At 44.1% G+C, this 25,983-nt stretch carries 25 protein-coding genes; 6 read left to right on the top strand and 19 right to left on the bottom strand.

Annotated elements, in window-relative coordinates; translation table 11 throughout:
- The first annotated feature begins 85 nt into the window (after positions 1 to 85).
- Both RBB12_RS02040 and RBB12_RS02035 read left to right on the top strand, forming a co-directional pair.
- Positions 86 to 235, top strand: coding sequence for a hypothetical protein (locus RBB12_RS02040; RefSeq protein ID WP_306012599.1), 150 nt, complete (start codon positions 86 to 88; stop codon positions 233 to 235).
- A gap of 31 nt (positions 236 to 266) precedes the next feature.
- Positions 267 to 815, top strand: a complete 549-nt coding sequence (locus RBB12_RS02035; RefSeq protein WP_179383128.1) for a carboxymuconolactone decarboxylase family protein — start codon at positions 267 to 269, stop codon at positions 813 to 815.
- Positions 816 to 894: 79 nt separating this feature from the next.
- Here RBB12_RS02035 and RBB12_RS02030 read toward each other — a convergent pair whose 3' ends face one another.
- A complete protein-coding gene (locus tag RBB12_RS02030) occupies positions 895 to 1,473 on the bottom strand; it encodes a TetR/AcrR family transcriptional regulator (protein WP_306012598.1) in 579 nt (192 codons plus the stop codon).
- Positions 1,474 to 1,673: 200 nt separating this feature from the next.
- Between RBB12_RS02030 and RBB12_RS02025 the strand changes: the two genes are divergently transcribed.
- The gene (locus RBB12_RS02025) at positions 1,674 to 4,454 is read left to right on the top strand and encodes a M16 family metallopeptidase (protein ID WP_306012597.1); all 2,781 of its coding nucleotides are present in this window, start codon (positions 1,674 to 1,676) and stop codon (positions 4,452 to 4,454) included.
- 150 nt (positions 4,455 to 4,604) lie between these two features.
- Here the strand turns inward: RBB12_RS02025 and dinB are convergent, their stop codons facing one another.
- Entirely contained in the window at positions 4,605 to 5,705 is a 1,101-nt protein-coding gene (dinB, locus tag RBB12_RS02020) for a DNA polymerase IV (protein WP_306012596.1), read from the bottom strand.
- 27 nt (positions 5,706 to 5,732) lie between these two features.
- On the opposite strand from dinB, the gene RBB12_RS02015 reads away from it, so the two are divergent.
- Together RBB12_RS02015 and RBB12_RS02010 are read left to right on the top strand one after the other, a co-directional pair.
- Entirely contained in the window at positions 5,733 to 6,212 is a 480-nt protein-coding gene (locus tag RBB12_RS02015) for a CYTH domain-containing protein (protein WP_306012595.1), read from the top strand.
- The gene (locus RBB12_RS02010) at positions 6,200 to 6,874 is read left to right on the top strand and encodes a lysoplasmalogenase (RefSeq protein WP_306012594.1); all 675 of its coding nucleotides are present in this window, start codon (positions 6,200 to 6,202) and stop codon (positions 6,872 to 6,874) included. The genes RBB12_RS02015 and RBB12_RS02010 overlap by 13 nt, the downstream gene beginning before the upstream one ends.
- A gap of 2 nt (positions 6,875 to 6,876) precedes the next feature.
- Here the strand turns inward: RBB12_RS02010 and RBB12_RS02005 are convergent, their stop codons facing one another.
- The 17 genes from RBB12_RS02005 to RBB12_RS01925 all read right to left on the bottom strand — a co-directional run bounded on the left by RBB12_RS02005 (position 6,877) and on the right by RBB12_RS01925 (position 24,945).
- Complete coding sequence (locus RBB12_RS02005) at positions 6,877 to 8,172, bottom strand: Zn-dependent hydrolase (RefSeq protein WP_306012593.1); 1,296 nt, start codon at positions 8,170 to 8,172, stop codon at positions 6,877 to 6,879.
- A 51-nt stretch (positions 8,173 to 8,223) separates the two neighbouring features.
- Entirely contained in the window at positions 8,224 to 9,363 is a 1,140-nt protein-coding gene (locus RBB12_RS02000) for a permease (RefSeq protein ID WP_306012592.1), read from the bottom strand.
- Positions 9,363 to 10,565, bottom strand: a complete 1,203-nt coding sequence (locus RBB12_RS01995; protein ID WP_179383120.1) for a histidinol-phosphate transaminase — start codon at positions 10,563 to 10,565, stop codon at positions 9,363 to 9,365. The genes RBB12_RS02000 and RBB12_RS01995 overlap by 1 nt, the downstream gene beginning before the upstream one ends.
- Before the next feature lie 275 nt (positions 10,566 to 10,840).
- On the bottom strand, positions 10,841 to 11,239 hold the full coding sequence (locus tag RBB12_RS01990; protein ID WP_306012591.1) for a hypothetical protein: 399 nt from the start codon (positions 11,237 to 11,239) through the stop codon (positions 10,841 to 10,843).
- A gap of 8 nt (positions 11,240 to 11,247) precedes the next feature.
- Positions 11,248 to 12,267, bottom strand: coding sequence for a phenylalanine--tRNA ligase subunit alpha (gene pheS / locus RBB12_RS01985; protein ID WP_306012590.1), 1,020 nt, complete (start codon positions 12,265 to 12,267; stop codon positions 11,248 to 11,250).
- A complete protein-coding gene (locus tag RBB12_RS01980; protein WP_306012589.1) occupies positions 12,260 to 12,943 on the bottom strand; it encodes a hypothetical protein in 684 nt (227 codons plus the stop codon). The genes pheS and RBB12_RS01980 overlap by 8 nt, the downstream gene beginning before the upstream one ends.
- Positions 12,944 to 13,190: 247 nt before the next feature.
- Complete coding sequence (locus tag RBB12_RS01975) at positions 13,191 to 13,817, bottom strand: carbonic anhydrase family protein (protein ID WP_293280920.1); 627 nt, start codon at positions 13,815 to 13,817, stop codon at positions 13,191 to 13,193.
- 9 nt (positions 13,818 to 13,826) lie between these two features.
- Entirely contained in the window at positions 13,827 to 15,410 is a 1,584-nt protein-coding gene (locus RBB12_RS01970; protein WP_306012588.1) for a SulP family inorganic anion transporter, read from the bottom strand.
- Between the two features lie 83 nt (positions 15,411 to 15,493).
- On the bottom strand, positions 15,494 to 15,808 hold the full coding sequence (locus RBB12_RS01965) for a hypothetical protein (RefSeq protein ID WP_306012587.1): 315 nt from the start codon (positions 15,806 to 15,808) through the stop codon (positions 15,494 to 15,496).
- A 54-nt stretch (positions 15,809 to 15,862) separates the two neighbouring features.
- A complete protein-coding gene (locus RBB12_RS01960) occupies positions 15,863 to 16,621 on the bottom strand; it encodes an SH3 domain-containing protein (protein WP_306012586.1) in 759 nt (252 codons plus the stop codon).
- 2 nt (positions 16,622 to 16,623) lie between these two features.
- Positions 16,624 to 18,411, bottom strand: coding sequence for a BatD family protein (locus RBB12_RS01955; protein ID WP_306012585.1), 1,788 nt, complete (start codon positions 18,409 to 18,411; stop codon positions 16,624 to 16,626).
- The gene (locus RBB12_RS01950; RefSeq protein WP_306012584.1) at positions 18,411 to 19,304 is read right to left on the bottom strand and encodes a tetratricopeptide repeat protein; all 894 of its coding nucleotides are present in this window, start codon (positions 19,302 to 19,304) and stop codon (positions 18,411 to 18,413) included. The genes RBB12_RS01955 and RBB12_RS01950 overlap by 1 nt, the downstream gene beginning before the upstream one ends.
- Positions 19,297 to 20,343, bottom strand: coding sequence for a VWA domain-containing protein (locus RBB12_RS01945; protein ID WP_306012583.1), 1,047 nt, complete (start codon positions 20,341 to 20,343; stop codon positions 19,297 to 19,299). Before RBB12_RS01945 ends, RBB12_RS01950 begins: the two co-directional genes overlap by 8 nt.
- Positions 20,344 to 20,346: 3 nt before the next feature.
- Positions 20,347 to 21,345, bottom strand: a complete 999-nt coding sequence (locus tag RBB12_RS01940; protein WP_306012582.1) for a vWA domain-containing protein — start codon at positions 21,343 to 21,345, stop codon at positions 20,347 to 20,349.
- Entirely contained in the window at positions 21,346 to 23,007 is a 1,662-nt protein-coding gene (locus RBB12_RS01935; protein WP_306012581.1) for a hypothetical protein, read from the bottom strand.
- Positions 23,008 to 23,874 carry a DUF58 domain-containing protein gene (locus RBB12_RS01930; RefSeq protein ID WP_179383108.1) on the bottom strand — a complete coding sequence of 289 codons (867 nt, stop codon included), beginning with the start codon at positions 23,872 to 23,874 and terminating at the stop codon, positions 23,008 to 23,010.
- 69 nt (positions 23,875 to 23,943) lie between these two features.
- Positions 23,944 to 24,945: a MoxR family ATPase gene (locus RBB12_RS01925; protein WP_306012580.1), complete on the bottom strand. Its 1,002-nt coding sequence runs from the start codon at positions 24,943 to 24,945 to the stop codon at positions 23,944 to 23,946.
- A 159-nt stretch (positions 24,946 to 25,104) separates the two neighbouring features.
- On the opposite strand from RBB12_RS01925, the gene RBB12_RS01920 reads away from it, so the two are divergent.
- Positions 25,105 to 25,977, top strand: coding sequence for an aldo/keto reductase family oxidoreductase (locus RBB12_RS01920; protein WP_306012579.1), 873 nt, complete (start codon positions 25,105 to 25,107; stop codon positions 25,975 to 25,977).
- Positions 25,978 to 25,983: the final 6 nt, after the last annotated feature.

The raw sequence follows: 25,983 nt of genomic DNA, 5'->3' as shown, positions 1-25,983 counted from the left end.
CCATCGGGAAATCCTTCCTAACACCTACCCTTCTTTTCGGAGCATCTTTGCCCTGTAATTAAAAAACAGCAAAAAGATGACAACTATGGAAAAATCCATTTTCAATCTCATTGAAATTTTTAGAACCTCACAGAAACCTGTGGCACAAACGGTAACAGCTTCGGACCACTGTGAGCAGAAGCACCATCACGACTTTTATTGTAACGCAGAAAAACCTTTTGTAAAAACGTATTAATTCAACAATAAATCATTTCAAAATTACAATTATGAGCACAATCAACGTACCAAAAAGAGAAGAAGTAAGTGCAGCCAATCAGGCGATTTTTGACAATCTGGAAAAGGCGGTAGGCTTTGTACCAAACCTATTTGCCACCTACGCCCATTCAGAAAATGCCTTGGGTAATTATTTGACCCTGTCCAACGGCAAAACCTCCTTGAAAGCCAAGGAGAAAGAAGTGGTCAACTTGGCGGTAAGCCAGGTAAACAATTGTATTTATTGTTTGTCCGCACATACTGCCATTGGAAAAATGAACGGATTCACAGATGACCAAATACTCGAACTGAGAGCGGGGAAAGCTTCATTTGACGAAAAGTTGGATGCACTCGCAAATTTGGCCAAAAACATCACTGAAAATAGAGGCGCAACGGACGAAGAAACATTGGACCGTTTCTTTGCCGCTGGATGGACCAAGGAGAACTTGATCGACACCATTGTATTGGTGGGTGATAAAACCATCTCCAACTATTTGCATAGTACTACTCAGGTTCCCGTTGATTTTCCAGTGGCACAGCCCTTGGAAACTGTGGAAGCCTAATCGGTACAACCCATTTCATTCACTAAAATGCCATATCGAGCGAGTCGAGATATGGCATTTTTTGTTTTAAAAACGTTTTTTAGGATAGCTCAACCTCTTTAAATAGGGAAGGGGCAATGCTCCTTGCCATAAAAATGGGCCAGTCGTTTTTAAACAGATGACTTTCCGTAACGGCACTTTCGTACAATAGGTAGAGTCCGCCCGATATTTTTTCTGTCTCCGCTTTGGAAAGGTTGGAAATGTTGTCCCCGACCACTTCGCCCAAGTATAGCAGCAATTCCTTTTTTTGAAGTTGGATCACCTCCAATATTTTCGTCTGGTCTGGTGCCAATTCTCCCAGTGTTTTAAGGGCCCAGCACCCTTGAAAATCTTCTTGTAGGTACATATCCCGCAACAAGTCGAATATGGCCAATAACTGTGGCCTTCCCTTGCTTCTTTGACCAACATAATCCTTTAGGCTCTCCAAAAAGGTATGGTGGCGCTGCTTCAGGTAAGCAACACAAATATCCTCTTTTGATTTAAAATGACTGTAGAGCGTCGCTTTGGCGATATCGCACTTTGAAATGATCTCATTGACCCCTGTTGAATTATACCCTTGGGAATAGAAAAGCGCTCCCGCAGAGGATATGATGTGCTCGTGCAATTTGTTTCGTTGCATAAATAAGAATATAGTTAATGGTGGTCAATGGCATCACAAATTAATGAAGAATTATTGGGTAGAACAATGAAACCACCAATGAAATCATTGAAGTTGCACCTAATTTCTACTGCCTAACTGTTTAGTATGGTGTCGATTGTAAACATTTTCCTATCTTGTGTATGGTATTTTATCAATCAAATAACTTAAAAACACTAGAAATGAAAAGATTACTTTTGACCGCTTTCTTCGGCCTGTTCTTTACTGTCAGCCATTATGGACAGGAATTTCAGTTCAAGGCTGATGACATCGACATCGACTACAAAAAGTACACCTTAAAAAATGGATTGACCCTTTTGGTATACGAAGACCACAAGGCGCCTATTGCCGCTGTGAACGTTTGGTACCATGTGGGTTCCAAAAACGAAAAGCCGGGTAAAAGCGGATTTGCACACCTCTTTGAACATTTAATGTTCAACGGAAGCGAAAACTACAACACCGACTATTTCCAAGCCTTGGAAAGTATTGGAGGAACTGACCTGAACGGTACCACCAATACCGACCGAACCAATTATTTCCAAAATGTGCCCGTATCTGCTCTTGACCAAGTACTTTTCTTGGAGTCGGATAGAATGGGGCACTTATTGGGCGCTATCGACCAAGCCAAACTGGACGAGCAACGAGGCGTAGTGCAAAATGAAAAAAGACAAGGGGAAAATCAGCCCTACGGTATGCAATGGGACTATTTGACCAAGGCCATGTATCCAAAGGGACATCCCTATTCTTGGACGGTAATCGGGGAAATGGAAGATTTGAATGCCGCCTCTTTGGAAGATGTGCAGGAATGGTTCAAATCGTACTACGGCGCGGCCAATGCAGTAGTGGCTGTGGCTGGTGACGTGGATGCCGAAGAGATCCATCAAAAAGTGATCAAGTATTTTGGGGATATCCCGTCGGGCCCTACCGTGGAAAGGCAAGAAGTGAACATTCCCAACAAAGAATACGATTCCCGTCAAGTTTACGAGGATCGCGTGCCCGAAACCCGGGTGCTGTTTGCGTGGAACACCCCTCCCTACGGTTCTAGGGAAGACCTTCATTTTGATTTGATTTCCGCTATTTTGACCAGTGGCAAGAATTCAAGACTGTATCAAAAATTCATCTACCAAGACCAATCGGCAAGCGCAGCCGTTTCCTTCCAGTCTTCCAGTGAGATTGCGAGTAATTTCATCACTTGGCTTAATGTGAAGCAAGGAGAAGACCCAGAAAAACTGGAAAAGGAACTAGAAGCCGAAATCAACAAGTTCATCAAAGAAGGACCCACTGAGGACGAACTCAAAAGGGTAAAGGCCAGTTATTTTGCCAATTTTATCAAAGGACTGGAGCGTATTGGCGGCTTTGGGGGAGTATCGGATATTTTAGCTTCCAACCAAACCTACCATGGCGACCCTTCCTACTACAAAACCACCTTAAAGTATGTGGAGGATGCCACCGCGGAGGATTTGAAGAAGACAGCGGCCAAATGGCTTACCAAAGGAAAACATATCTTGGTCTGCAAGCCTTTCCCGGAATATGACATTGTGGAATCTCCGGTAGACCGAAGTACATTGCCCGCACTCACGGAGCAGAAAAGCTCCAAGTTCCCCGATTTGCAGCGGACGCAGTTATCCAATGGATTAAATGTGGTGTTGGCACAGCGAAAAGGGGTTCCCACAATCGTAATCAACCTGGTGGCCGATGCAGGATATAAAACCGACCATCTATCCGCTCCGGGAACGGCAAAATTGGCTATGAACTTGATGGACGAAGGAACCAAGGATATGGATGCCCTCGAGATCAATGAACAGCTTCAATTATTGGGGGCTTCGTTAAGCACTTTCTCCAGCCAAGATGAATCCAATGTATATATGAGCACCTTAAAACCCAGTTTTGATGCCAGTTTGGATCTCTTTTTGGATGTGGTGCTCAACCCGGTTTTTCCGGAAAAGGAATTTGAGCGTTTGCAAAAGGAACAGCTCAACGACATCAAACAGGAAAAATCCCAACCCATTTCCATGGCACTTCGGGTAATGAACAAATACCTGTATGGTGACGACCATCCGTACAGCAGCCCTTACACAGGAACCGGATACGAGGAAACCGTTTCTAAATTGACACGCCAGGATGTGGTGAACTTTTACAATACATGGTTCAAGCCGAACAACGCCACTTTAATTGTTACAGGTGATGTGGAAATGGCAGAACTAAAGTCCAAATTGGAAAAAACCTTGGGCAAGTGGAAAAAGGGAGACGTTCCGAAGATTGTCTTCAATGAGCCCAAGACCAATTCCAAAAACACCCTTTATCTCATGAACAGGCCCGAATCCCAACAATCGGTGATACTAGCGGGACACCTCACAGAAAAGTATGGTGATGTTTCAGAAATAGCTTTGGAGCAAATGGTCAATATTCTTGGAGGTGATTTCACTTCTCGAATCAATATGAATTTGAGAGAGGACAAACATTGGTCCTACGGAGCAGGGGGCTTTGTGATAGGTTCCAAAGAAGAGCGTCCGTTTATTGTGTACGCTCCGGTGCAGACCGACAAAACAGCAGAGTCCGTAACCGAAATCAGAAAAGAGATTGCTGAATTTACCTCTACCAGACCTGCGACAAAAGAGGAACTGGACAAAGTAAAGACCAATCAAGTATTGAAGCTCCCTGGCCAATGGGAAACCAATAGTTCCGTTAACAGTTCGGTGAGAAACTTGGTGCGCTACAATTTACCGGATGATTACTACCAAAAATATGACCAGAATGTAAGAAGCCTTTCGGTGGAAGACATCCGAAAAGTGAGTAACCAAGTGGTACAGCCGGACAAAGTAAACTGGTTTATGGTGGGCGACAGAGCTGAAATCATCGAAAAGTTGGATGAACTTGGTTTTGATAACATCATTGAGATTGATGCGGACGGTAACCCCAAAAAACCTGCGGTAAAGCCTGTGGAATCGGATATTAAAAATTAATGGAATACGGAGGCTTTCTAATAGTACTTTTATCTGATTCGTCATTCCGAACTAGTTTCGGAATCTCACCAGATAATGCTTAATGTGTCATGAGAACCTGAAACAAGTTCAGGTTGACGTTAAAAACGACTTCTTAGAAAGCCTCCTATTTTAAAAATCAAATTTCAGCTGCACCAGCACGGACTCCTTTTTAGGCTCGTCCTTTTCTTTTTCCGTGTTGAGGTTGGCCAAGGAAATGCCCAACAACCGAACGGAGTTCTCCAAAGAGGATTGGTACAGCAACTCCTTTGCGGTTTCCAAAATTAAATCCTTGCTAGCGATAAAATAGGGCAAGGTCTTGCTCCGGGTCTGGAGCGTAAAATCGCTGTACTTGATTTTTAGGGTCACCGTTTTGCCCGCAATTTTCGATTTCTGTAGCCTGCGTTCCAACTCGCGGGCAATATTTTCCAATTTTTCCAGCATAAATATCTCACTGCTCAGATTCTCTGAAAAGGTACGTTCCGCCCCTACCGACTTTGGAGTCCTGTGCGGTTTTACTTCGCTGTTGTGGATGCCACGCACCACATGATAATAGTGCCCGCCGCTCTTTCCAAAATGTTTGTCCAAGAACTCCAGTGACTTTTCTTTGAGGTCTTTCCCCGTGAAAATGCCAAGGCGATACATTTTTTCGGCGGTGACTTTCCCTACCCCATAAAACTTTCGAATGTCAAGATGCTCCAAAAAATCAATGACTTCTTCAGGATTGACCGTTTTTTGTCCATTGGGTTTGTTGTAATCGCTGGCCACCTTTGCGATAAACTTGTTTATAGAGATTCCCGCCGAGGCCGTCAGCCCCGTTTTGTCAAAGATTTTCTGGCGAATTTCCTTGGCAATCAAGGTAGCGGAGGGATTCCCTTTTTTGTTTTCCGTTACATCCAAATAGGCCTCATCCAACGAAAGTGGTTCCACCAAGTCGGTGTATTCATAAAAAATTTCCCGGATTTGAAGGGATACCTCCTTGTAGCGGTCAAATCGGGGTTTTACAAAAATAAGATGTGGACAGTTCCGCAAGGCAATGGAGCCGGCCATGGCACTCCTAACCCCGTATTTTCTGGCTTCGTAGCTTGCTGCTGAGACCACCCCGCGTTTGGACCCGCCTCCAACGGCAAGGGGCTTTCCCTTAAGCTCGGGGTTGTCGTGCTGTTCCACCGACGCGTAAAAGGCATCCATATCCACATGAATGATTTTTCGTAAGGGAAAATCGAAATCCATACCCAAATTTAGGGTATATTTAGTTTGATGGAACATTTGGAAATAGAACGCAAGTTTTTGGTCACAAGCGATGGATTCAAGCAACAATCGACATCGCAAACACGTATTGTGCAGGGATTTTTGAACACAGACCCAGAACGAACCGTCAGGGTTCGCATTAAGGGAGACAAGGGATTTTTGACCGTAAAGGGACCCAGTAACGATTCTGGAACCACACGTTTTGAATGGGAAACGGAAATTACGGCAGCGGAGGCGACAAACCTTATTGATTTATGTGAATCGGGTATTTTGGAAAAGGTCCGCTTTGAAGTCCCATGGGGTGATCACCTGTTTGAAGTGGATGAGTTTTTGGGTGAAAACAAAGGTTTGGTGCTTGCCGAAGTGGAACTCAAGCATGAAGATGAACGTTTTGAAAAACCGAATTGGCTGGGAGAGGAAGTCACAGGCCAGGTACCATATTATAATTCACAATTGAGCATAAAACCCTTTAAGGAATGGCAACGATAGCATCCAAATTAGTCAAAACAATCAATGTTTTAATAGCGGTTAGTGCTGTTTTAGCCATTACGACCGAGGCTTTGGGCCATACCTCGGCTTATATGCTCTTAAAACCATTGACCACGATTTTGGTGACATCTTTGGTTGTGCATGCGGCCCAAACACGGCAATCCAAATTCAAAACCTTGATGGTCCTTGCTTTTCTGTTTTGTTTGTTAGGAGATATTCTATTGTTGTTTCCCGCATACTTCGTGTATGGACTGGCAGCCTTTTTGGTGGCACATCTGTTGTTTGCCACATCTTTTGTGCAGCTAAAGGGTTTTCAGACTCATTGGATCTCCTTTTTGGCACTTTATGGCATCGGCATCTCTCTTTTTCTGTGGTTAAAACCGAGTCTCGGCGATTTTATGGTACCTGTTGGAGTTTACGTTTTGGTCATCTGTTTTATGGCGTGGCAAGGGATTGGACTTTTCCTTAAGGAAAAGAGCAAGCCGTTTGTATGGATTGCGGTGGCCGTGCTCCTATTTATGTTCTCTGATACCATGATTGCCATTGCCAAGTTTAAAGCGGATTTCGCTTATTCTAGTGTTGTGATATTAAGCACCTATTGGCTCAGTATTGGTTTGATAGCCAATGCGGCCAGGAGAATTATCGTATCTCCCCAGAGCTGAGATCAATCCAACTGCTTATCCAAAGACAAAATAGTATGGAGCAGAACGTTGGCACCATTAGCCATATCTTCTGCTGACGTAAATTCTTTGGGCGAGTGACTGATGCCTCCCTTGCTAGGAACAAAAATCATCCCTACTGGTGCAAAACGGGAAATATCCTGTGCATCATGGCCGGCACCACTGGGCATATATTGGTAGCTTAACCCCAATGCCTTGGCAGAGCTTTCAATTTCTTTTTGAATCTTAGTATCGGTCAGGGCAGGTTCTGCAGTGGTATCCAACGGCAAAAACTCAACGGATACGTTGGAGGCTTCCGCAATCTCCTCAGTTTTCTCTTTAATGGCGTTGTACACTTTCTGGATGACCTCTGAGGAGAGGTCACGTATTTCCAAGCTGGCCACTACCTTACCAGGAATTACGTTCGGAGCGCCAGGTTCTGCCTTTATTCGCCCTACGGTACCTACTTGGGTGCCTTCAAAACTATTGGTAATCTCATTTACGGCAACAATATATTTGGCTGCGGCCAACAAGGCATCTTGTCGCGCATTCATGGGAGTGGTGCCGGCATGGTTGGCAAAACCGGTGAATACGACATCCCACCAATTCAGTCCTACGATTCCTTCTACCACGCCTATGTCCAATTGCTCCTTTTCCAGCTTGCCTCCTTGTTCAATATGAAGCTCCAAAAAAGCGGCTAAGCTACCTTTTTCACGTTTTGCGCTTTCAATTTTTGTGGTATCTCCCCTTATTCTCATGATACCTTCGCCCATGGAATATCCTGTAGCATTGACAATGGGAAAGGCTGATTTACCCAGATTCCCGGCCATGGCCCTACTGCCCATCACACCACCTTCTTCGTTCGGAAAAATGATGACTTCCAAAGGATGTTCGGTTGTTATGTTGTTTTCATTTAGTGTCTCGATAATTTCCAAAGCCGCCATGGAACCCAAACAGCCATCATAGTTGCCCCCATTGGGAACCCTATCAATATGGGAACCAAAGGCAATGGGTTTTTTAGTGGCGTCGGTACCTTTTCGTGTCCCGATAATATTTCCCGCAGCATCCACCTGAACCACCATCTCCAAACCCTTTAGGGTTTGTATCACCCAGTTGCGTGCTTCAATATCGGCATCGCTAAAGGCAACACGTTCTGTTTCGCCATTTTCTTGCAATCCGAATTCGGCCAGCTTGAAAATCCTGTCCTCAAGTCGGTCTTGGTCAACCTTTATCGTGGATTGTTGCGCAGTGGTGATACCAATGCATAAAATGGCCAATAATGGGAAGAATACTGACTTCATAATGGTTTGGTTTTCCTGAAAGGTAACAATTTAGCGGACTATGTCTGCTATTTAAGCGGCTTTTTCCGCCGTTGCAGCTTGTATTTCACGATCCATGAGCTTTTGGGCAGACCACTTTTTTTTGTGCACTCCGCTGAGCCAAGGAATGGAGAACCCAACGGCTAATAGGACACCTGAAACCATAAAAATCATCAATGGTTTTGCAAAAAGGGTTCCGCTGTTCAATGTAGCCAAGATCAAGATGGTGGACAAGGGGAATGATAAGGCCAGTATGGCCACCCCAAAATCACTGTTAAAGGTTCTTTTGTGGGGTTTTTGGTCCATTTCCAAACTATCTACGGCCGCGATATGGGCATAAGGCCAGAAACTGCAGGCGCTTAGTCCAAACGCCATGGTCAAGAGGATTTCCTTTGGTGCTTCAATGCCTGCAAGAGTGACAAAGGTCCCAGATATAAGAAGGACCAAACCTGCTCGGGTACACAGCAGTGAAAAAATCTGAATGAACTGCTTTCTTTTGATTTTTACCGCAAGTCCGATAAAAAGCAGCACAAGCGGTGTCATAATTAAGCTCAGTTTCTCCAAGGTCTCGCTCAAAAAGAACGGTAGGGAGTCCATGCTTACCCCAAAAGCCAACAAAACCAAGGCTGCTCCAATAAATACGTTCACCGGCTCCGAGACCATGGCCTTTATTAAGGGCTTTAGTTTGGTTCCCCCGTTTCTTTTTTCACTGGATTGAAGCCCATAATGCCAATTCATGGCCACCAAATACAAAAAGAAGAGCACGAACACTTTATTGCCAAGGTCGGACATAGCGGCTTTGGCCAAGTATTCATCACCCAAGAATTCCAAAATAAAAGGAAACGATGAAAGTCCCGGCGCTAGTGATGGCACCAACAATTTTGCGGTCCTATAATCCGACGTGCCTTTTCCAATGCCCATAAGGGGCAGAATAAACGGCATGGCAAAGAACAAGATCAAGTTGAGCCCAAGGGCCAATAAGGGCAATAGCAGCAAATGCAGTTCTACCTTGACCCCCAACAACGCAATGAAGATGGTCGCTGGCAGGGCCAAGTTCAGAATGATTTTTTTTATGCCCGTAATCTCCTCTTTGGACTTGAACTTCACCTTAAGTACAATCCCAATGAAGATAAAGAACAGAAAAACGATGGTTTTTTGAATCCCTACGTCCACTATGCCAACACTTTATCGAGTGCAGCGGTAAAGGTTTTCATTTCGTCCATGGTTCCCATACTTACACGGCACCAGTTTTGATCCATAAACTGGAAAGCACGAACGCCCACCTTTAACTCGGTCATTTGCTCCAAAAACGCCCTACCTTCCATTTCAATCGGAAAAATGATAAAGCTTGTGGATGACGGAACATAGGAAGTAATGCCCATCTTTTCCAAACTTTGGTACACATACTCCCTGCACTCGGCATTTAGATTTCTTGATTTTTCTAGGAAGGCTGCATCGTCCATGGCCGCCATGGCAGCGTATACGGAGGGCAAGGAAATTCCCATGCCTCCCCTTGTTATTTTTTGAAGTCTGTTCAAAGTCTCTTCCAAAGCAACGATGTATCCGACACGCAAGCCGGCCATTCCATGAATTTTGGAAAAAGTTCTTGCTATGATAACATCCTTGCCCTCGTTCACCAAGGAGACCATACTCTTTTTGGCCCCTTCATCCAAGAACCAGAGATAGGCTTCATCCACAAAAACAGGAACCCTTTCGGATACGCGTGAACAGAAATCCACTAATTCCTTATGGTCCGTCATAGAACCGGTTGGGTTGTTGGGGTTACAGATATAGACCAGTTTGGTATCATCGTCAATCGCTTCCTCCATCGCCTTAAGGTCGTGCGACCAATCTTCCTTGAGTGGGACTGGCTTCCAGCTTGCACCAACAGATTCCGCTACTTGGATGAGTGACATATAAGCTGGATCGGCAGAAACAACGTTGCCACCGTTCATAAAGAAAACCATGGCCGTTTTCTCCAACAAATCTGAAGAACCGGGTCCCATCATAATATTTTTGCTTTCTACACCTTCAAAATCAGCGATTTTGTCCACTAGTTGGAACAGTTCCCTCCATGCATATCTATTTCCTCCCGAAGCGGAACTTTTGAAAGCTTCCAAAGCCATAGGTGATGGACCATATGGATTTTCGTTGGCATTTAGTTTGGCTTCCAGTTCTGGAAACAAAGCATCTGGCTTAGGCAGATATTCCTTAAAAAACGGACTGTAAACCGCATTTCCCTCTCTGTCAAGGGTTAAGGGGGCCTTTGGTCTCTCGGCCAATCCTATGTAAGGTAATGCCATTGCGCCTCCAGCGGTAAGCATGCTTTTTCTGATCCAATCGCGTCTGTTGATGTTGGTTGATGTAGTTCCCATTGGTTTTTAGTTTTAAGAAGAACTTAAAATTACGCGATCATTCCGCTTAAAACAACGCTAAAAACATAAAAATCAGGCCCTTAAAGAAGAATTTATTAAAATATTCGCAGGTTATTTATAAAATTGATAGTATCTGTATCTCAAAAATGGGCTTTTTTGATGATGTTGTGGGCGTACGCCAGCCAGATAAACGAATAATTAGGACGGGATAAAAGTTGTTGGATGATGTGTTCGCCTATTTGGATGTCTTTTGGCATTCTGTCATCAGCAAACCATTAATCTTCCGAAAGAATACCTTCCTTGTCTATAATGGGAATTGTACGAAGTTGATTCTCTTTAATGGAATGCTTAGGGAACAGGCATCTTTTTTCAAAGAGCTTGTTTTCAGCAAAAAAGGTCACAAAGAATTCATTGTTGAGCGCCAATACCTCTTCCTGTAGCAATTCAATTTTTTTAAAGGATTTTGGTCCCAAAACGCCTATGCCATGGCGCATGGTGGATGTTTTTTTGTCGCCGTCAAACCCTTTGGAGACTACAATGGTCATCTCAATGGTATCCGAACGGTTATTGATGAGGTAGGCATTCCAGTCTTTGGACAAAAATTCTTCGTTCCACTCACGAATCACAGCAACATGTACATCCTTGGCTACGGGAATTTCAATATCCTTTTTCATGGAACAGGTTAAAAGGCGCTTTTGAACTGCTCCAAAAAGCGCACATCATTTTCACTGAGCAAACGGATATCGGAAATTTGGTGCAGCAAGAGTGCAATACGGTCAATTCCCATTCCAAAGGCAAACCCAGAATATATTTCGGGGTCTATGCCACAATTTTTAAGCACGTTGGGGTCTACCATTCCACAGCCCATGATTTCGAGCCATCCGGTGCCTTTGGTCATCCGGTAATCGGTCTCGGTCTCCAATCCCCAGTACACGTCCACTTCAGCGCTGGGTTCGGTAAACGGGAAGTAAGAGGGACGCAGGCGTATTTTTGATTTCCCGAACATTTCGGAGGTAAAATATTGCAAGGTCTGCTTTAAATCGGCAAAGGATACGTTTTTGTCCACGTAAAGCCCTTCTACCTGATGAAAAAAGCAATGCGATCGCGCTGAGATGGCCTCGTTTCGGTACACTCTTCCCGGGGAAATGGTACGAATGGGCGGCTTATTGGCCTCCATGTACCGCACCTGAACGGATGAAGTATGGGTGCGCAATAAAATATCTGGATCGGTTTGAATGAAAAAGGTGTCCTGCATATCTCTCGCTGGGTGGTATTCGGGAAGATTCAATGCAGTAAAATTGTGCCAATCGTCCTCCACCTCTGGTCCCTCGGACACATTGAAGCCAATCCGTGAAAAGATATCGATAATCTGGTTTTTTACAATTGAAATGGGGTGACGGGCACCAATCTCAACAGGTTCGCCGGGACGTGTGAGGTCGCCATATTTTCCACTGGCCTCGGTCTGATTTTCTAGAGCTTCTTTTAAGGCGTTGACCTTTTCAGCAGCAACGGTTTTCAATTGATTGACAACCATGCCGAACTCTTTTTTCTGCTCGTTGGGCACATTTTTAAATTCAGCGAAAAAACTGTTCAAAAGTCCTTTTTTACCCAAATACTTGATTCGGAAGGCTTCGATTTCGTCTATGGAGCTGGAAGTAAATTTTTCAACTTCGGCGATATGTTCCTTAATGGTATCAATCATGATGGCTTGCGCTATTGGCGGACAAATTTAGCAAATTGTCCTTGAATAAATAGGCAATTAGGAAATGTACTGCAATTCCACCGAACAAATGCCACAACCAATGGGTGCCCATGGGAAATAATGTTTGATGGAGATCGATGCTTCTAAAAAAAATCGCAACTCCAAAAATGATAAAAGCGGTCAACACCAATCCTATATGTTTCCCTTTGGTTTTTGCCAAATACCATGTCATGGGAATAAGGATTGTAGCAGCAGTGATTAGGTATCCAAGGGAAATCCTCCAACCCTGAGGCATGGGAAGAATCCGTAGTAAAATGGAGGCGCTCAGCAATAGTGCGAAAAACACCAAGCGCTGCCACCACTGATGAACGAGTTTACATATAAAATAAATCACCAAAGAAGCGCAAAGCAGCATAATGGGCATCCAATCCAACCGAAGCCAAAACTCGTGGCTACGGGTAGCGTGATACACCGTGCCCCCTATGTAGCTAACTCCGATAACGGGAAGTACCCAAGCCAAGAATCGATGCTGTCCAGGATTTCGGTACACCCGCAAGCTCCAGTAGATGATCAATAGCAAAAAGATAGTATTGCTAAATGTATTGAACGGCTCCACGGGAAACCCGCCTTGGGTGGTTTCCAAATAAATGGGTCCGGAATCATTTGGAAATTTCATATTGGGTATAAAGGTATGATGGTTTCAGGCCAAAATACATATTGCCGAGCAGATACCAACGCCTCTCAGGCTAAATTTTAAACCAAAAACAGGCTGTCTAAAAAGCGGTTTGCCTGTCAGTTCGAGCGCAGTCGAGAACTTAAGACACATTGGTAATCAATGGGTTTCGACTGCGCTCAACTTGACAAAGTTCAAATAGTACCGCTTTTTAGACAGCCTCTTTTCTTTTAAAAAATGTTGCCGGGAATTACAGAAATGTTACGCTTCCATCCGAAATATCGTACATGGCGCCTACAATGGCAATATCACCATCTTCCTCCATTTCTTTTAGGATAACACTTTGGTTTCTAATGTTTTCCAATGCCATTTCAACATTTTTAACGGACACGGCATCCACAAACTCCAAATTTTGGGAGTTCCTCAAAGATTCGTCCTTAGGTTCCTTTACCGCGTACACCGCAGGCTCAATCTTATTGATCAAACTGGTCAAGTTACCGAGACGGGCATGGTCGCAGGCACCTTTTACGGCACCGCAACTGGTGTGTCCCAGTACCACAATGGCCTTGGTTCCGGCAAGTTTGCAAGCAAACTCCATGCTGCCCAGAATATCTTGGTTAACAAAATTCCCTGCTATTCGTATGCTAAAAATATCTCCTAGACCTTGATCAAAAACCAGCTCTGCAGAAACTCTGGAATCGATACAACTTAGAATGGTCGCAAATGGAAATTGACCATCCTTGGTATCGTTTACTTGCTCCAATAGGTTTCGATGTGCTTTTAAATTTTGTTGAAAACGCTCGTTTCCCTCCTTTAAAAACTGAATGGCCTTTGCAGGAGTCATTGTGGCTTGCGTTTCTTTGGTATGTGCCTTCATATGTTTAGGTTATGCTGTTTTTTTGGGTCTTAGATTAAAAAATTCGATATAACTATCAGGATTTTCAACCTCTCCTTTTTCGGAAATAATTTTGATGTCGATGTTTCTGTTCTTGGCCTTGCTCGAAAAATCCTGGAGAATCTCTACGATATCGTTATCCAGATACCTTGTTTTTCTTACGTCCAAAGTGAGATAGGTATTTTCGGCAATACTGTCCAATTCTTTTAGGATAGCTCCTTTGTTGAAAAAGGTAACCTCTTCGGCTAGGGTCATTTTTATTTGATGTCTGCCGCCATCGCTTTCCTCAATGTGCAAAAAGTGGGAGTTTTGGTAACTTTTGATCAAAACCACCACGATGCCAACACCAAGGCCAAGGCTTATTCCTACCAAAAGATCGGTAAAAACGATACCTACCACGGTCACCACAAAGGGGACAAACTGTTTCCAGCCGGCTCGGTACATCGTTTTAAACAGACTTGGTTTGGCAAGCTTGTAGCCTACCACAAATAAAATGGCCGCCAATACGGACAGCGGAATCATATTGAGCAGTGTCGGAATCAAAATAACCGAACCCAACAGAAAGAATCCATGGATTATAGCCGATAACTTGGTTTTACCACCAGATTGAATATTGGCTGAACTCCTCACAATAACCTGTGTTATTGGAAGCCCCCCGATCAAACCCGAAAGTGTATTCCCAACCCCCTGGGCGATCAGCTCACGATTGGTAGGGGTGGTCCGTTTTTCAGGATCTAGTTTATCGGTTGCTTCTACACAAAGTAGGGTTTCCAAACTGGCCACCAGCGCTATGGTGAAGGCGGTGACCCACACTTCTGTATTGCCAATGGCAGAGAAGTTGGGGAAACTAAAGAAACCCAAAAAGGATTGAAAGCTATCGGGAACGGGGACCGTTACCAAGTGTTCCGCTGAAATTCCCCAAGTGGCATCCCCCTTTGTAACACTAAAGTAGATGATACCAATGACCACGGCCACCAAAGGACCCTGAATCAACTCAAATATTTTTGATTTTTTGGTCAATACCTGACTCCACAAGATCAAAATGGCCAATCCAATAGCGGCGATGAGCGTGGCACCAGGACTAATGTAGTTGATGCTGTTAATGATTTCGCTAAAGGTGTTCTCACCATCCACTTGAAAAAAGGCCCAATCCCCTTCGGGATCGGAATCATAGCCAAAAAAGTGTGGGATTTGCTTGAGAATGATAATGATACCGATTCCAGTAAGCATCCCTTTGATTACGGATGATGGGAAATAGTAGGCAATCACCCCAGCTTTTAAAAAGCCGAAGATCAATTGGATGATACCGCCCAAAACTACGGCCACCAAAAAGTTTTGATAGCCTCCTAAGGTTCCGATGGCGGTCAAAACGATGGCTGCCAAACCAGCAGCCGGTCCGCTGACCCCAATTTGTGAACCGCTGAGCGCCCCCACAACGATTCCACCGATAATACCCGCAATGAGCCCGGAAAATAGGGGAGCCCCACTGGCCAAAGCAATACCCAAACACAAGGGTAGTGCCACGAAAAATACTACGATACTCGCAGGTAAGTCATTTTTTAAATGCTTGAACATGTTATAATGTACGTTTGTTCTTCTATACTGGTTAGGTTATGGATAGAAGATGTTTAAAAATTGAATTAAAAAAGTACGAAGAATTATGTCAATTTTCTGGGAGGGGGATCTAATATTTCCACTATATAGTCAGAAATAGGAAGTAAATAGCCTATATCATCTTGGTTCTGTTGCTGGAAAACAGGGTTGTTCGCCAGTTCCAAATAGTATTTGATGTAGGCGTCGATTTCGTCAAATTTCTTGTTCGTTTCCCCGTTGTTGCTATTGTTTTCCTCTTCCGCAGCACCAATCACCATGGTCTTTCCCAATTCTTTGTCCAGAAATGGGATGAGCGGTGATACCGTTAATGCGGATATCAGCACTAGGGAAATAATGGCATGGAGTACATTTTTTAGCACAAACGAATTTTTGCCAAAAATACAGAATATTAAACAAGGCAGGGGTGTTTTGGCCTAAAAGTCCTTGATTTTCCTGACATTCTCGGCCTCCAACCAACCAGTTTGGCCATCAGCAATGCGAATTCTTTTCCAATCATCGAGTTCCTCCAGTACGTTAACCTTGGTGCCTTCATGGAGGGTGAAAACGGGAGCACTATTATTGTTGGGCTCTGCATTCACGTTGACTTCCTTGCTGAACACAATGGCTGGATCATTGTTTTTAAAGGATTGAAAGTTGAGATAGGCCATCAATATACTCAGCACCCCCAATACTAGTGCAAATATACCGGAAATAAATGCGGCTCTTTTCTGATTTGCCGTTCCAAGAAAGTAGTAGGCCATGTATGCCATGACGAACAAAAACACCAACGCCACTGCTAAATAGGCCCATTGATCGTAAGTAAACATGCCTATAACCGCTGAATATAGCTTGGAAAGCTCCGTTTTTGGCATTTCCTCAATGGCGTCCAGCCTCATATTCTCCGCAAACCTCAGATTGTTTTTGATCTCTTCATTGTTCGGGGAAAGCAATAGGGCTTTTTCGTAATAATAGATGCTGGGCCCTATGGCATTTTGTTTGTAATAACTGTTGCCCAAATTAAAGTAGAGGGAGGCGGAATGCTGCCCATTTTCCAAAATCTGTTTGTAGTTTTCTATGGCTTTGGAATATTCCCCATTATTGTACAGTTCGGTTGCCTCATCAAAAAGGGTCTCGTTTTGGGCAAACCCAAAATTCAGGGAGAAGAGGCAAAGTAAAAAGACCATCTTTTTCATGCTCATAACTGTTTGTCCAAATTAGAGATTACCTCACTTGCTTTTTCATAATCCTGCTGCATCTGCACGTTGGAAAAAGGACTGTACCGCGCCATTTCACAGCTGGTAAGCAAACTTATGAAGCCGTCAATATCCGCTTTTTCCACTTTTTTGTCGGATAGAATACCCGTGATTTTATCTTTACTGAATTCTGAGGTTTCAATATGCAATTTAGCTTTCAGGTAGTTGTGGAGACCCTTTTCCAAGGCCACGTAGAAAGCTTCTTTATTGCCCAATTCCTTTTTGGCAGTAGATAGATATTTTCTGGCTAGCTTGTTGGCTCGCTTTATTTTGTTTCCTTCCACATCACTGGCAATGGCCTCCCTCTTTTTGAACGCAAATATGGCGATGGGAATCAACAATAATGGGGCAAACAATAGGATAAAGAACAACTTTGACCCGAAAAACCGATTCACTTGAATTGGCGATAAGTTCGGGTTGATATGGATAAAATGAAATTGCTCGCCTGTGGGCACCACCAATTGTTTGTTAGCGGCTGGACTTGCTGCAGTAGCGCTTCCGCTCGTAGGACCCTCGATCACTTCAATATTGATTTCTTCTGAGTTGATGGTTTTGTAACTGCCCGTTTCTGGGTTAAAATAGCTGAAAGAGATGCTTGGGATGGGATATTTTCCCCTGAATGAAGGCACGATGGTGTAATTGTTGGAGACTTTGCCCTCCATGCCGCTGCTGTAGGTGCGGATATCCTCATCATATTCGGGGTCGTATACCTCCAAGGAACTGGGAAGTTCTGGCTCTGGAAGCTGGAACAACTTTAAATTTCCCTTTCCGGACACTTCCACAATCGCCTGTAGCGATTCCGAAGCGTTCAATTGCGTTTTACTGGTAGTCACGGAAAAATCAAAATCACCTACGGCGCCGCTAAAATTAGCTGGTTTTCCTGCTTCAGGAAGCGGTTTTACGTTGATGGTTCGCCTGCCTGCGGAAACTGTTTTACTGGTAGAGGTATAGATTCTACCACCAAAAAAGTCCCTGCGATTGGTGGGGACGTCCACGAATATCTCCAATGAAAGGGGTTCAATATCCAATTTGCCCGATTTTTGAGGGTAGAGCACCACACGTTTCAGTACAACATATCTGTAAGGTTTACCTTGATAGGTTCCATTTTGTGCGGTATGCTTGGTTACGGGAATATCCTGACTCCAGAAATTGTTATAGGTAGGATTGTCCAATGGCCGATAGTTGGTCACACTGATGTTTGGACTCACATACAACTTGTAGACTACGGTAACGGCCTCGTTGAGGTAGGGATTTCCTTTGGAAACCTCTGCTACCAGATGAAGGTTTTCGTCTGCCACATCGTCCACGGTCTTTTGGTCGTTGGGCTTGTCCACTGCGGCGGTCACCTCTACCTGTTGTGGAGTGGTCTTGTAGGTTTGCCCATCAATTTCAATGGTTGCTTGATTGATGGTAAAACTTCCCCTTGCCGTAGGTACCAAAATGTAGCTATAGGTTTTGGAAAAACTGCGCTTTCCGTTTACCCAAGAGGAGCTGATGGATTGGGAAGGTCCCATCACCACCCTAAAGTTTTCGAATTGTGGCGGTTTAAAGTTGTCGCCATCCTTGTTCATGGTAAAATCAACCCGAAGACGCTCGTTCAGTCCCAATTTGTCCTTGCTCAAGTTCATGACGAACTCGATACTTTCGGTTTCGTCTTGGGCATGGGAGTGTAGCCCCGAAAGGAGCAATATTCCCAAAACAAGCCATATTTTGCCCCTTAACGCTTTCATTACCAGTCTTTCTCGTTTTTGACCTTTTTTCCACGAACTTTGCGGGCCTCCATCTTTTCCTGTACTTTTTTCTCTTCGTTCTGCATGGCTTCTAACAGATTTTGAATCTGCTGTTCGGAAAGTTGGTTGGGTCTAGGTTGTTGTTTTTTATCGTCGGGCTGATCTCCTTCATTGGGCTTTTTCTCCTGCTCTTTCTTTTTGTCGCCATCGCCTTCTTGATTTTCCTCGGGCTTGTCCTCACCGTTTTCACCTTGGTCCCCCTTGTCCTTGTTTTCGTCCTCTTTTTGGTCGCCCTCGTCTTTTTTCTCGTTGTCGCCGCCTTCGTTGTTCTGGTCTTGGTTTTTATCCTTGTCCTCGTTCTCTTGGTCTTTTTTGTCCTGATCTTCGTTGTTCTGATCGTTCTTTTGCTCGTCCTGTTGTTTTTCCAGCATTTTTTTGGCCAAGGCCAAATTGTAGCGGGTTTCGTCGTCGTTTGGATTGCTTCGGAGCGCTTGTTTGTAGGCTTCCACGGCTTTTTCGTACTCCTTGTTTTTCATGAATACGTTGCCCATGTTGTGGAATGCCTTGTGTTTATCCACTTTTTCCTCAGCGGCTTCACTTGCTTGTTTGTATCGGCCAAAAGCTTCACCAAAACTTTCCCGATTGTAGTAGGCATTCCCGAGGTTGAACCGTGCAGCTGCATTTTTATCACTTTTGGAAATGGCCCTTCTGTAATCCGCCTCAGCGGTCACAAAATCGTTGGAAGAAAGTTGCTCATTGGCTTCGTATGTCAGGTTTTTGGAAACCTGCAAGGCTTTTTTGGCCTCTTTGTTCGCTTTTTCTACCATGTCGTCCTGTGCTTGGATGGTTCCAAAACACAGCAATAGTCCAAACATCAACTTTATCTTATTCATCATCATGTTCATTAAAAAGATTCAGTTTTTTCAACCATTGTGTTTTCCTGTCCAAAACAAAAATGTCCAAAAATAACAATAAAAAGCCTGCTGCGAGGAACCACTGAAATTGGTCCTTGTATTCGGCGAATTGTTTGGCCTCAAATTCGGTTTTGTCCATTCTGTTCAGTTCTTCTTTGATGTATTCCACCGCGTTTTCGGTATTGGAACCATCAATATAATCCCCATTTCCCCTGCTGGCAATTTGGTTCAAAACTGTTTCGTTCAGTTTGGTGATGACCACCTCACCTTGATTGTCTTTTTTCAAACTTTCCACAACCCCATTTCGTTTGATTGGAATTGGAGCACCCTTTGCTTTTCCCACACCGATGGTGTATACGCGTATCCCGTTTTGCACTGCTTTTTCCACGGAATTGATTGTAGAGCTTTCTGAATGGTCTTCACCGTCGGACACAATAAAAAGGACCCTGTTGGTCTGCTGGGAATCGTCGTAATAGGTACTTGCCAAATCAATAGCGGCGTTGATGGCCGTTCCTTGTGAGGAAAGCATATCGGTATTCATACTTTGCAGGAACATTTTGGCGGCACCGTAATCTGTGGTAATGGGCAATTGGGGGTATGCCTGCCCTGCGTAGGCAATGATTCCTATTCGGTCGCTTGCCAGTTGGTTGATGATTTCGGAGACAATACGCTTTGCCTTTTCCAAACGGTTGGGAGCGATATCCTCGGCCAACATACTTTTGGATACATCGATGGCGAAAACAATGTCCACACCTTCCCGTTTTACCGTTTCCAGTTTTGTTCCGATTTTGGGATTCACCAAGCCCAAGACCAAAAAGGCAAGTCCTCCCAAAAAGAAGACCAGCTTAACGGTGGACTTGAAGTTGGATTTGTTAGGCGCCAGTCGTTTGAGGAGCGATGTGTCGGCAAACTTTTTCTGCGTTTTCCGTTTCCAGATCTGAAGAAAAAAGAACGCTAGGGCCATCACCGGGATGACGGCCAATAGGTAGAAATATATTTTTTCATCAAACTGAATCATTTCCTAAATAAAACTTTTAAATATGGAGTTTCGCAAGCCCCATTCCAACAACAATAAAATCCCGGCCAAGAAAATGAGCGGCCTAAACTTTTCCTCGTATTTGTAATATTTGAATTCTTCTATCTCTGTTTTTTCCAACTTGTTGATTTCATCATAAATATCCTCCAAAGATTCGTTGTCGGTGGCACGAAAGTATTTTCCTCCGGTCACCTCCGCTATTTCCTTGAGCAGCTCCTCATCAATCTCCACTTGGCGCATTCCATATCGGTAGGAGCCATCGGGATTATAAGCAATGGGAGATAGCGCATTCCCGTTCGTACCAAGCCCGATGGTGTATGTTTTGATTCCAAAGCCTACGGCCAGATCGGCTGCGGTTCTTGGTTCAATAAAGCCAGAATTATTGACACCATCCGTTAAAAGAATGATAACTTTACTGATGGCTTTGCTTTCCTTTAGGCGGTTTACCGATGTGGCCAATCCCATACCAATGGCGGTACCGTCTTCCAAAACACCATAGGTGATTTCATCCAACGCATTGAGCACAATGGCCTTGTCGCTGGTAATCGGGGTTTTGGTATAACTTTCTGCAGCGTAGGCGACCAATCCAATACGGTCGTTGGGGCGTCCTTCAATAAATTTGGCGGCTACCTCCTTAAGGGCTGATAGCCGATTGGGCTTTAAGTCGCGGGCCAGCATACTAGACGATACATCGATGGACATGACAATATCGATACCTTTTGTGGTTTTGGTACGGGTTGAGATGTCTTCCGTTTGGGGTCGGGCCAAGGCAGTGATGATGGCGGCTAGGGCCAATAATCGAAGCGCGAACAATACAGGCTTTAGCTTAGAGGCCCAACTTTTCACCGTAAATCCTTTGATGCTGGAAATACGAAGGGAAGCCATCTCATTTTTTCGTTTGAAAAAATACCATAGCAAAGCCAATGGCAGCAAAAGAAGCAGCCAGAAAAATTCGGGATTTGCAAATTCTATATTCTCAAACATTTACGCCTGTAATTTTACGTCTAAACTGGTTAAAATTCGGTCCACGATCTGTTCCGCATAGGCATCATCCTCTTCCCAAGTTATCACCACTTGCTGTATAAAACCTTTGCCACCAAACGATAAGATATTGTATTTGGCCCTTTTGGAATCGCCATCGGGCGTTTCCAAGGTGCCGGTTCCGAAGGTTTTTACGCCTTTCACGCCAGATTGTGTGACGAACTCCTCTTGCTTGGTGATGATATTTTTGAGACCGAGTTGCTCAAAATTGGTCAAAGTAGCCCCTATAACGGCTTCAAAATTGGGATCTTCTTCTTGATTTTTAAAGGTGATGGAACTGGCGCTTACCGAAAAGATACCCGCATAATTGCCATAAGAAAAGGCCTGCAATTCCTTGATCAATTCTTTGGTTTCCTTGGGCATGTCTGGTTCTTGGCGCAGCAGCACCTCCGGTGTTTCCAATTCTATGGGTGGGAACCCGTACGAACTGGATACCCATTCACCTTCCAACAGGTCTTTGGTAGGATAGCCAAATACGGCGTCCCGCACTTGCTTGGCACCAAAATAGGCCACGGAAAACACACTTCCCAAAATGAGAATACCGGCAAGAATAGCGGCAGCCCAATAGATACGCTTGCGCTGTTTTTTCTTAGCAAGTTCTTCCAGGTATTCCTCGTCCAATAGCAGGTCTTCCTCTGTCGGTTCAGGTAGTGCTTCGTGGGTTTTGGTTACGATTTCCTCCACCAATTTTCTGTCTTGCTCCGCGATGGATGATGCTGGTTTGGATTTGGCGAATTTCACCAAATCGGCAGTTTGCAATATTTTTTGGAATTGAAAAATGGTATCGTCATCCAATTTAAGTTCCCCAGCATCCCGTAACATTTCCAATTTGGTAATCAGTTCGGAGGTTGTGCTTTCCATGGCCGTCACATGTACCTCTTCTTCCAAATAGGAACGCATAATATCGGTCAACTCTGAATAGTATTGTTTGAACTCGTCTTGGATAAGATATTTGGAGTTTTCCAGTTTTTTGAGTTCCAATATAGCTCGGTCATAAGGTGGGAGCAGGGCCACTTTTTCTTCTTCTGTCAAGGGTTTTTTACGCAAAAAGAACCAATACACCAATCCGCCGACCACGATCAAGCCCAAAAGAATCCAAAGAGCGGTGAGCCACATTTCGGCATTGCTCTTTTCCACTTCCATCAAAGGCTTGATGTCGTACATTTTTTGTTTGGTCGTATCCACAACCACATCAGCAACCTTTACTTGAAACGAATCCGTAAAAAAGGGTTGTTCATTGATGGCGATACGCTGAGGAGGAATGGTATAGGCACCACTATCAAACTGTGTAAGGGCGTATATTTTTTGCAGGATAACCTTGCTGTCTTGCTTTAGGGTATCGGCCATAATGGCTTCGACGGTTTCCAGTGGGGAAAACGTTTGTCCTTCTGGAAAAAAGACCACATCGGTGGAATCGGCTTCAACCGTAATGCTATATTGGATTTGTTCCCCAATTTTGATGGCCAAGGTGTCCACTTCGGCCGTTACCTTGGGTTCGGTCTGGGAGAAACCGAGCAACGGCAGCAGACAAAACAACAACAAAGTGCCCAGTAGTTTTTGGACCCTGTTCAAGTGTATTGTTGTATGGCAACTTTCCTTTATCATTTATGCTCTCCGTTTAAAATAGCCCAATAATTTTTTTACATAACTTTCGTCCGCCCGACAATTGATTACACCAGATCCGGATTTGTTAAAGGAATTGATAAAGTATTCCACTTTTTCCTTGTAATGTTGCCCGTAGGCCGAACGCACCTGTTTGGATTGGGTGTTTACCAATTGTATTTCACCTGTTTCGGCATCTTGCATTTGCACCATACCCAAATTGGGGATGGATTCTTCCCGTTCATCATAGACCCGAATTCCGGTCACGTCATGTTTGTTGCCCACAATTCTAAGGGTGTTGTCGTAATCATCGGCTATAAAATCCGAAAGCACAAAAACGATGGCCTTTTTCTTCATCACATTGGTCAGGAACTTTAAAGCCTCTGCAATATTGGTCTCACTGCTTTTTGGATGAAACTCCAACAACTCCCTTATGATTCGCAGTACGTGGCTTTTTCCTTTTTTGGGCGGGATAAAGAGCTCCACCTCGTCGGAAAACAGAATAAGGCCCACCTTGTCGTTGTTCTGCAGTGCAGAAAAGGCAAGTGTTGCGGAAATTTCGGTGATGATATCTTTTTTAAACTGATTGGAGGTGCCAAAAAATTCGGACCCACTCACATCCACCATCAACATCATGGTGAGTTCGCGCTCCTCTTCAAACACCTTTACAAAGGGTTCGTTGTAGCGGGCGGTCACGTTCCAGTCAATACTTCTTACATCGTCCCCAAATTGATACTGGCGTACCTCGCTGAATGTCATACCCCGACCTTTGAACGTAGAATGGTACTCCCCACCAAAGATATGGTCGGACAGACGTCGGGTCTTGATTTCAATTTTGCGTACTTTTTTTAGTAGTTCCTTTGTATCCATTTGGTTCAAGAAAAATAGGTTTTCGGGTTGGTTAAAGTATTGCTACTTATTCCGATAAACATTGAACCGCTAAGGCACTTCTACCTCGTTTACAATCTTGTTGATGATTTCTTCGGAAGTAATATTTTCTGCCTCGGCCTCGTAGGTGATTCCAATACGGTGGCGCAGTACATCGTGTACAACGGCCCTCACATCTTCTGGCACCACATACCCCCTTCTTTTGATAAAGGCGTAGCACTTGGAAGCATTGGCCAAGTTGATACTTCCCCTTGGAGAGGCACCAAAGCTGATCAATGGCTTTAAGTTGGCCAAGTTGTATTTTTCCGGATATCGTGTAGCGAAGATGAGGTCGAGTATGTATTTTTCGATTTTTTCATCCATGTATACTTCACGGACTGTAGCCTGAGCCCTCAGAATTTGTTCTAGGGAAACTACAGGATTAACGGTTTCGGTGGCGCCCCTCAAATTTTGTCTGATGATCAGTTGCTCTTCGTTGAGTTTTGGATAATCGATAACGGTTTTTAACATAAATCGGTCTACCTGCGCTTCGGGAAGCGGGTAAGTACCTTCTTGCTCCACAGGATTTTGGGTGGCCATTACCAGAAAGGGTTTGTCCAAAATAAAGGTTTCATCACCGATGGTCACCTGCTTTTCCTGCATGGCTTCCAAAAGTGCGGATTGCACTTTGGCGGGAGCTCTGTTGATCTCATCGGCCAAAACAAAGTTGGCGAAAATGGGGCCTTTTTTAATGGAGAAGTCGTTTTCCTTGATATTGTAGATCAGCGTACCGATCACATCGGCGGGCAATAGATCGGGGGTGAACTGTATGCGGCTAAAACTGCCTTTTACCGCTTTTGCCAAGGTGTTGATGGCCAGTGTCTTTGCCAGTCCGGGAACACCTTCGAGCAAGATGTGCCCCTTGCCCAATAGACCGATCAATAAGCGCTCCACCATGTGGTTCTGACCTACAATGGCCTTGTTCATTTCAACCCTTAAAAGGTCAATAAAAGCGCTCTCTTGGGCTATTTTCTCATTCACAGCACTAATATCAATAGTAGTGTTTTCTTCCATTGTAAACTTTTATTGTTTGGTGTTAAGGTCGGGGTTTTTACTAAGGTGTGCAAAATGAAAATTTATTTAAAACCTGCCTGTTAATTAATGGTTAAAAAAAACGCTAAACCCCTAGTTTTATGAAGGATTTAAGGCTTTAATTTTATACTTTCAGCGCTTATGGAACAGACAACGAAATTTTCCCGTGTGATATCGGGAGCAATGACCTGGGGGAGTTGGGGTAAAAAACTTTCCAAAAAAGAAATGATGGAATTGATGCACCATAGCATCGAGTGCGGACTCACTACTTTTGACCATGCTGATATTTATGGCAGTTATTCTACTGAAGCGGATTTTGGGGCGGCCTTTGGTGATAGCGGGATAAAAAGGGATAGTATTCAACTGATCACAAAGTGTGGAATACAGCTTACCCGCGGAAGGGATAATCGCATCAACCATTATCAGTATGATAAAGATTATATAATCTGGTCAGCGGAGGAGTCCTTGAAAAAGTTGAAAACTGATTACTTGGATTTTTTCTTGATACACAGGCCAAGCCCGTTGATGAATCCCAATGAAATAACTGAAGCTGCGCGCCATTTATTGGTCAGTGGAAAAATAAAGCAATTTGGGGTGTCCAATTTTACCACCTCACAGATGGCCATGTTAGAAAAGGCCGTACCTGTGGAAGGCAATCAAGTAGAATTTTCCCTCACCCACCACGACCCTATGTACGATGGGGTTTTTGATGATTGCATCGCCAACAAAAGAATGGCAATGGCTTGGAGTCCTTTGGGCAGTTTTTTTAGGGAAGATGATGAACAGGGGGCCCGAATCAAAGCGGCGATGGAACCTTTGATGGAGAAATATGATGCCGATGAAAGCCAGTTGCTTTTGGCATGGATTTTAAAGCATCCGGCCAAAGTGCACCCTGTGATCGGCACAACGAATAAAAAACGAATGGAATTGGCCGCAAAGGCCGTAAAAATAGATTTGGAACTTCAAGATTGGTTTGCCCTTTTGGTGGCGGCCCAAGGGCACGATGTTCCATAGAAAATA

The sequence above is a fragment of the Allomuricauda sp. MMSF_3307 genome (assembly GCF_030733585.1).
Lineage (GTDB): Bacteria > Bacteroidota > Bacteroidia > Flavobacteriales > Flavobacteriaceae > Flagellimonas.
The sequence above is the reverse complement of the archived record's forward strand: the minus strand, read 5'-3'. Positions and strand labels throughout refer to the sequence as shown.

Bases quoted from the DNA above. Each gene is read 5' to 3' on its own strand.
- RBB12_RS01920 (WP_306012579.1), top strand. From the start codon at position 25,105: ATGGAACAGACAACGAAATTTTCCCGTGTGATATCGGGAGCAATGACC.
- RBB12_RS01925 (WP_306012580.1), bottom strand. From the start codon at position 24,945: ATGGAAGAAAACACTACTATTGATATTAGTGCTGTGAATGAGAAAATA.
- RBB12_RS01995 (WP_179383120.1), bottom strand. From the start codon at position 10,565: ATGGGAACTACATCAACCAACATCAACAGACGCGATTGGATCAGAAAA.
- RBB12_RS01950 (WP_306012584.1), bottom strand. From the start codon at position 19,304: ATGAATAAGATAAAGTTGATGTTTGGACTATTGCTGTGTTTTGGAACC.
- RBB12_RS01975 (WP_293280920.1), bottom strand. From the start codon at position 13,817: ATGAAGGCACATACCAAAGAAACGCAAGCCACAATGACTCCTGCAAAG.
- RBB12_RS01935 (WP_306012581.1), bottom strand. From the start codon at position 23,007: ATGATAAAGGAAAGTTGCCATACAACAATACACTTGAACAGGGTCCAA.
- RBB12_RS02005 (WP_306012593.1), bottom strand. From the start codon at position 8,172: ATGAAGTCAGTATTCTTCCCATTATTGGCCATTTTATGCATTGGTATC.
- RBB12_RS02030 (WP_306012598.1), bottom strand. From the start codon at position 1,473: ATGCAACGAAACAAATTGCACGAGCACATCATATCCTCTGCGGGAGCG.
- RBB12_RS01930 (WP_179383108.1), bottom strand. From the start codon at position 23,874: ATGGATACAAAGGAACTACTAAAAAAAGTACGCAAAATTGAAATCAAG.
- RBB12_RS02010 (WP_306012594.1), top strand. From the start codon at position 6,200: ATGGCAACGATAGCATCCAAATTAGTCAAAACAATCAATGTTTTAATA.
- RBB12_RS02040 (WP_306012599.1), top strand. From the start codon at position 86: ATGGAAAAATCCATTTTCAATCTCATTGAAATTTTTAGAACCTCACAG.
- RBB12_RS01970 (WP_306012588.1), bottom strand. From the start codon at position 15,410: ATGTTCAAGCATTTAAAAAATGACTTACCTGCGAGTATCGTAGTATTT.
- RBB12_RS01960 (WP_306012586.1), bottom strand. From the start codon at position 16,621: ATGAAAAAGATGGTCTTTTTACTTTGCCTCTTCTCCCTGAATTTTGGG.
- RBB12_RS02025 (WP_306012597.1), top strand. From the start codon at position 1,674: ATGAAAAGATTACTTTTGACCGCTTTCTTCGGCCTGTTCTTTACTGTC.
- RBB12_RS01945 (WP_306012583.1), bottom strand. From the start codon at position 20,343: ATGATTCAGTTTGATGAAAAAATATATTTCTACCTATTGGCCGTCATC.
- RBB12_RS01955 (WP_306012585.1), bottom strand. From the start codon at position 18,411: ATGAAAGCGTTAAGGGGCAAAATATGGCTTGTTTTGGGAATATTGCTC.
- RBB12_RS02035 (WP_179383128.1), top strand. From the start codon at position 267: ATGAGCACAATCAACGTACCAAAAAGAGAAGAAGTAAGTGCAGCCAAT.
- RBB12_RS01990 (WP_306012591.1), bottom strand. From the start codon at position 11,239: ATGAAAAAGGATATTGAAATTCCCGTAGCCAAGGATGTACATGTTGCT.
- RBB12_RS01980 (WP_306012589.1), bottom strand. From the start codon at position 12,943: ATGAAATTTCCAAATGATTCCGGACCCATTTATTTGGAAACCACCCAA.
- pheS (WP_306012590.1), bottom strand. From the start codon at position 12,267: ATGATTGATACCATTAAGGAACATATCGCCGAAGTTGAAAAATTTACT.
- RBB12_RS01940 (WP_306012582.1), bottom strand. From the start codon at position 21,345: ATGTTTGAGAATATAGAATTTGCAAATCCCGAATTTTTCTGGCTGCTT.
- dinB (WP_306012596.1), bottom strand. From the start codon at position 5,705: ATGGATTTCGATTTTCCCTTACGAAAAATCATTCATGTGGATATGGAT.
- RBB12_RS02015 (WP_306012595.1), top strand. From the start codon at position 5,733: ATGGAACATTTGGAAATAGAACGCAAGTTTTTGGTCACAAGCGATGGA.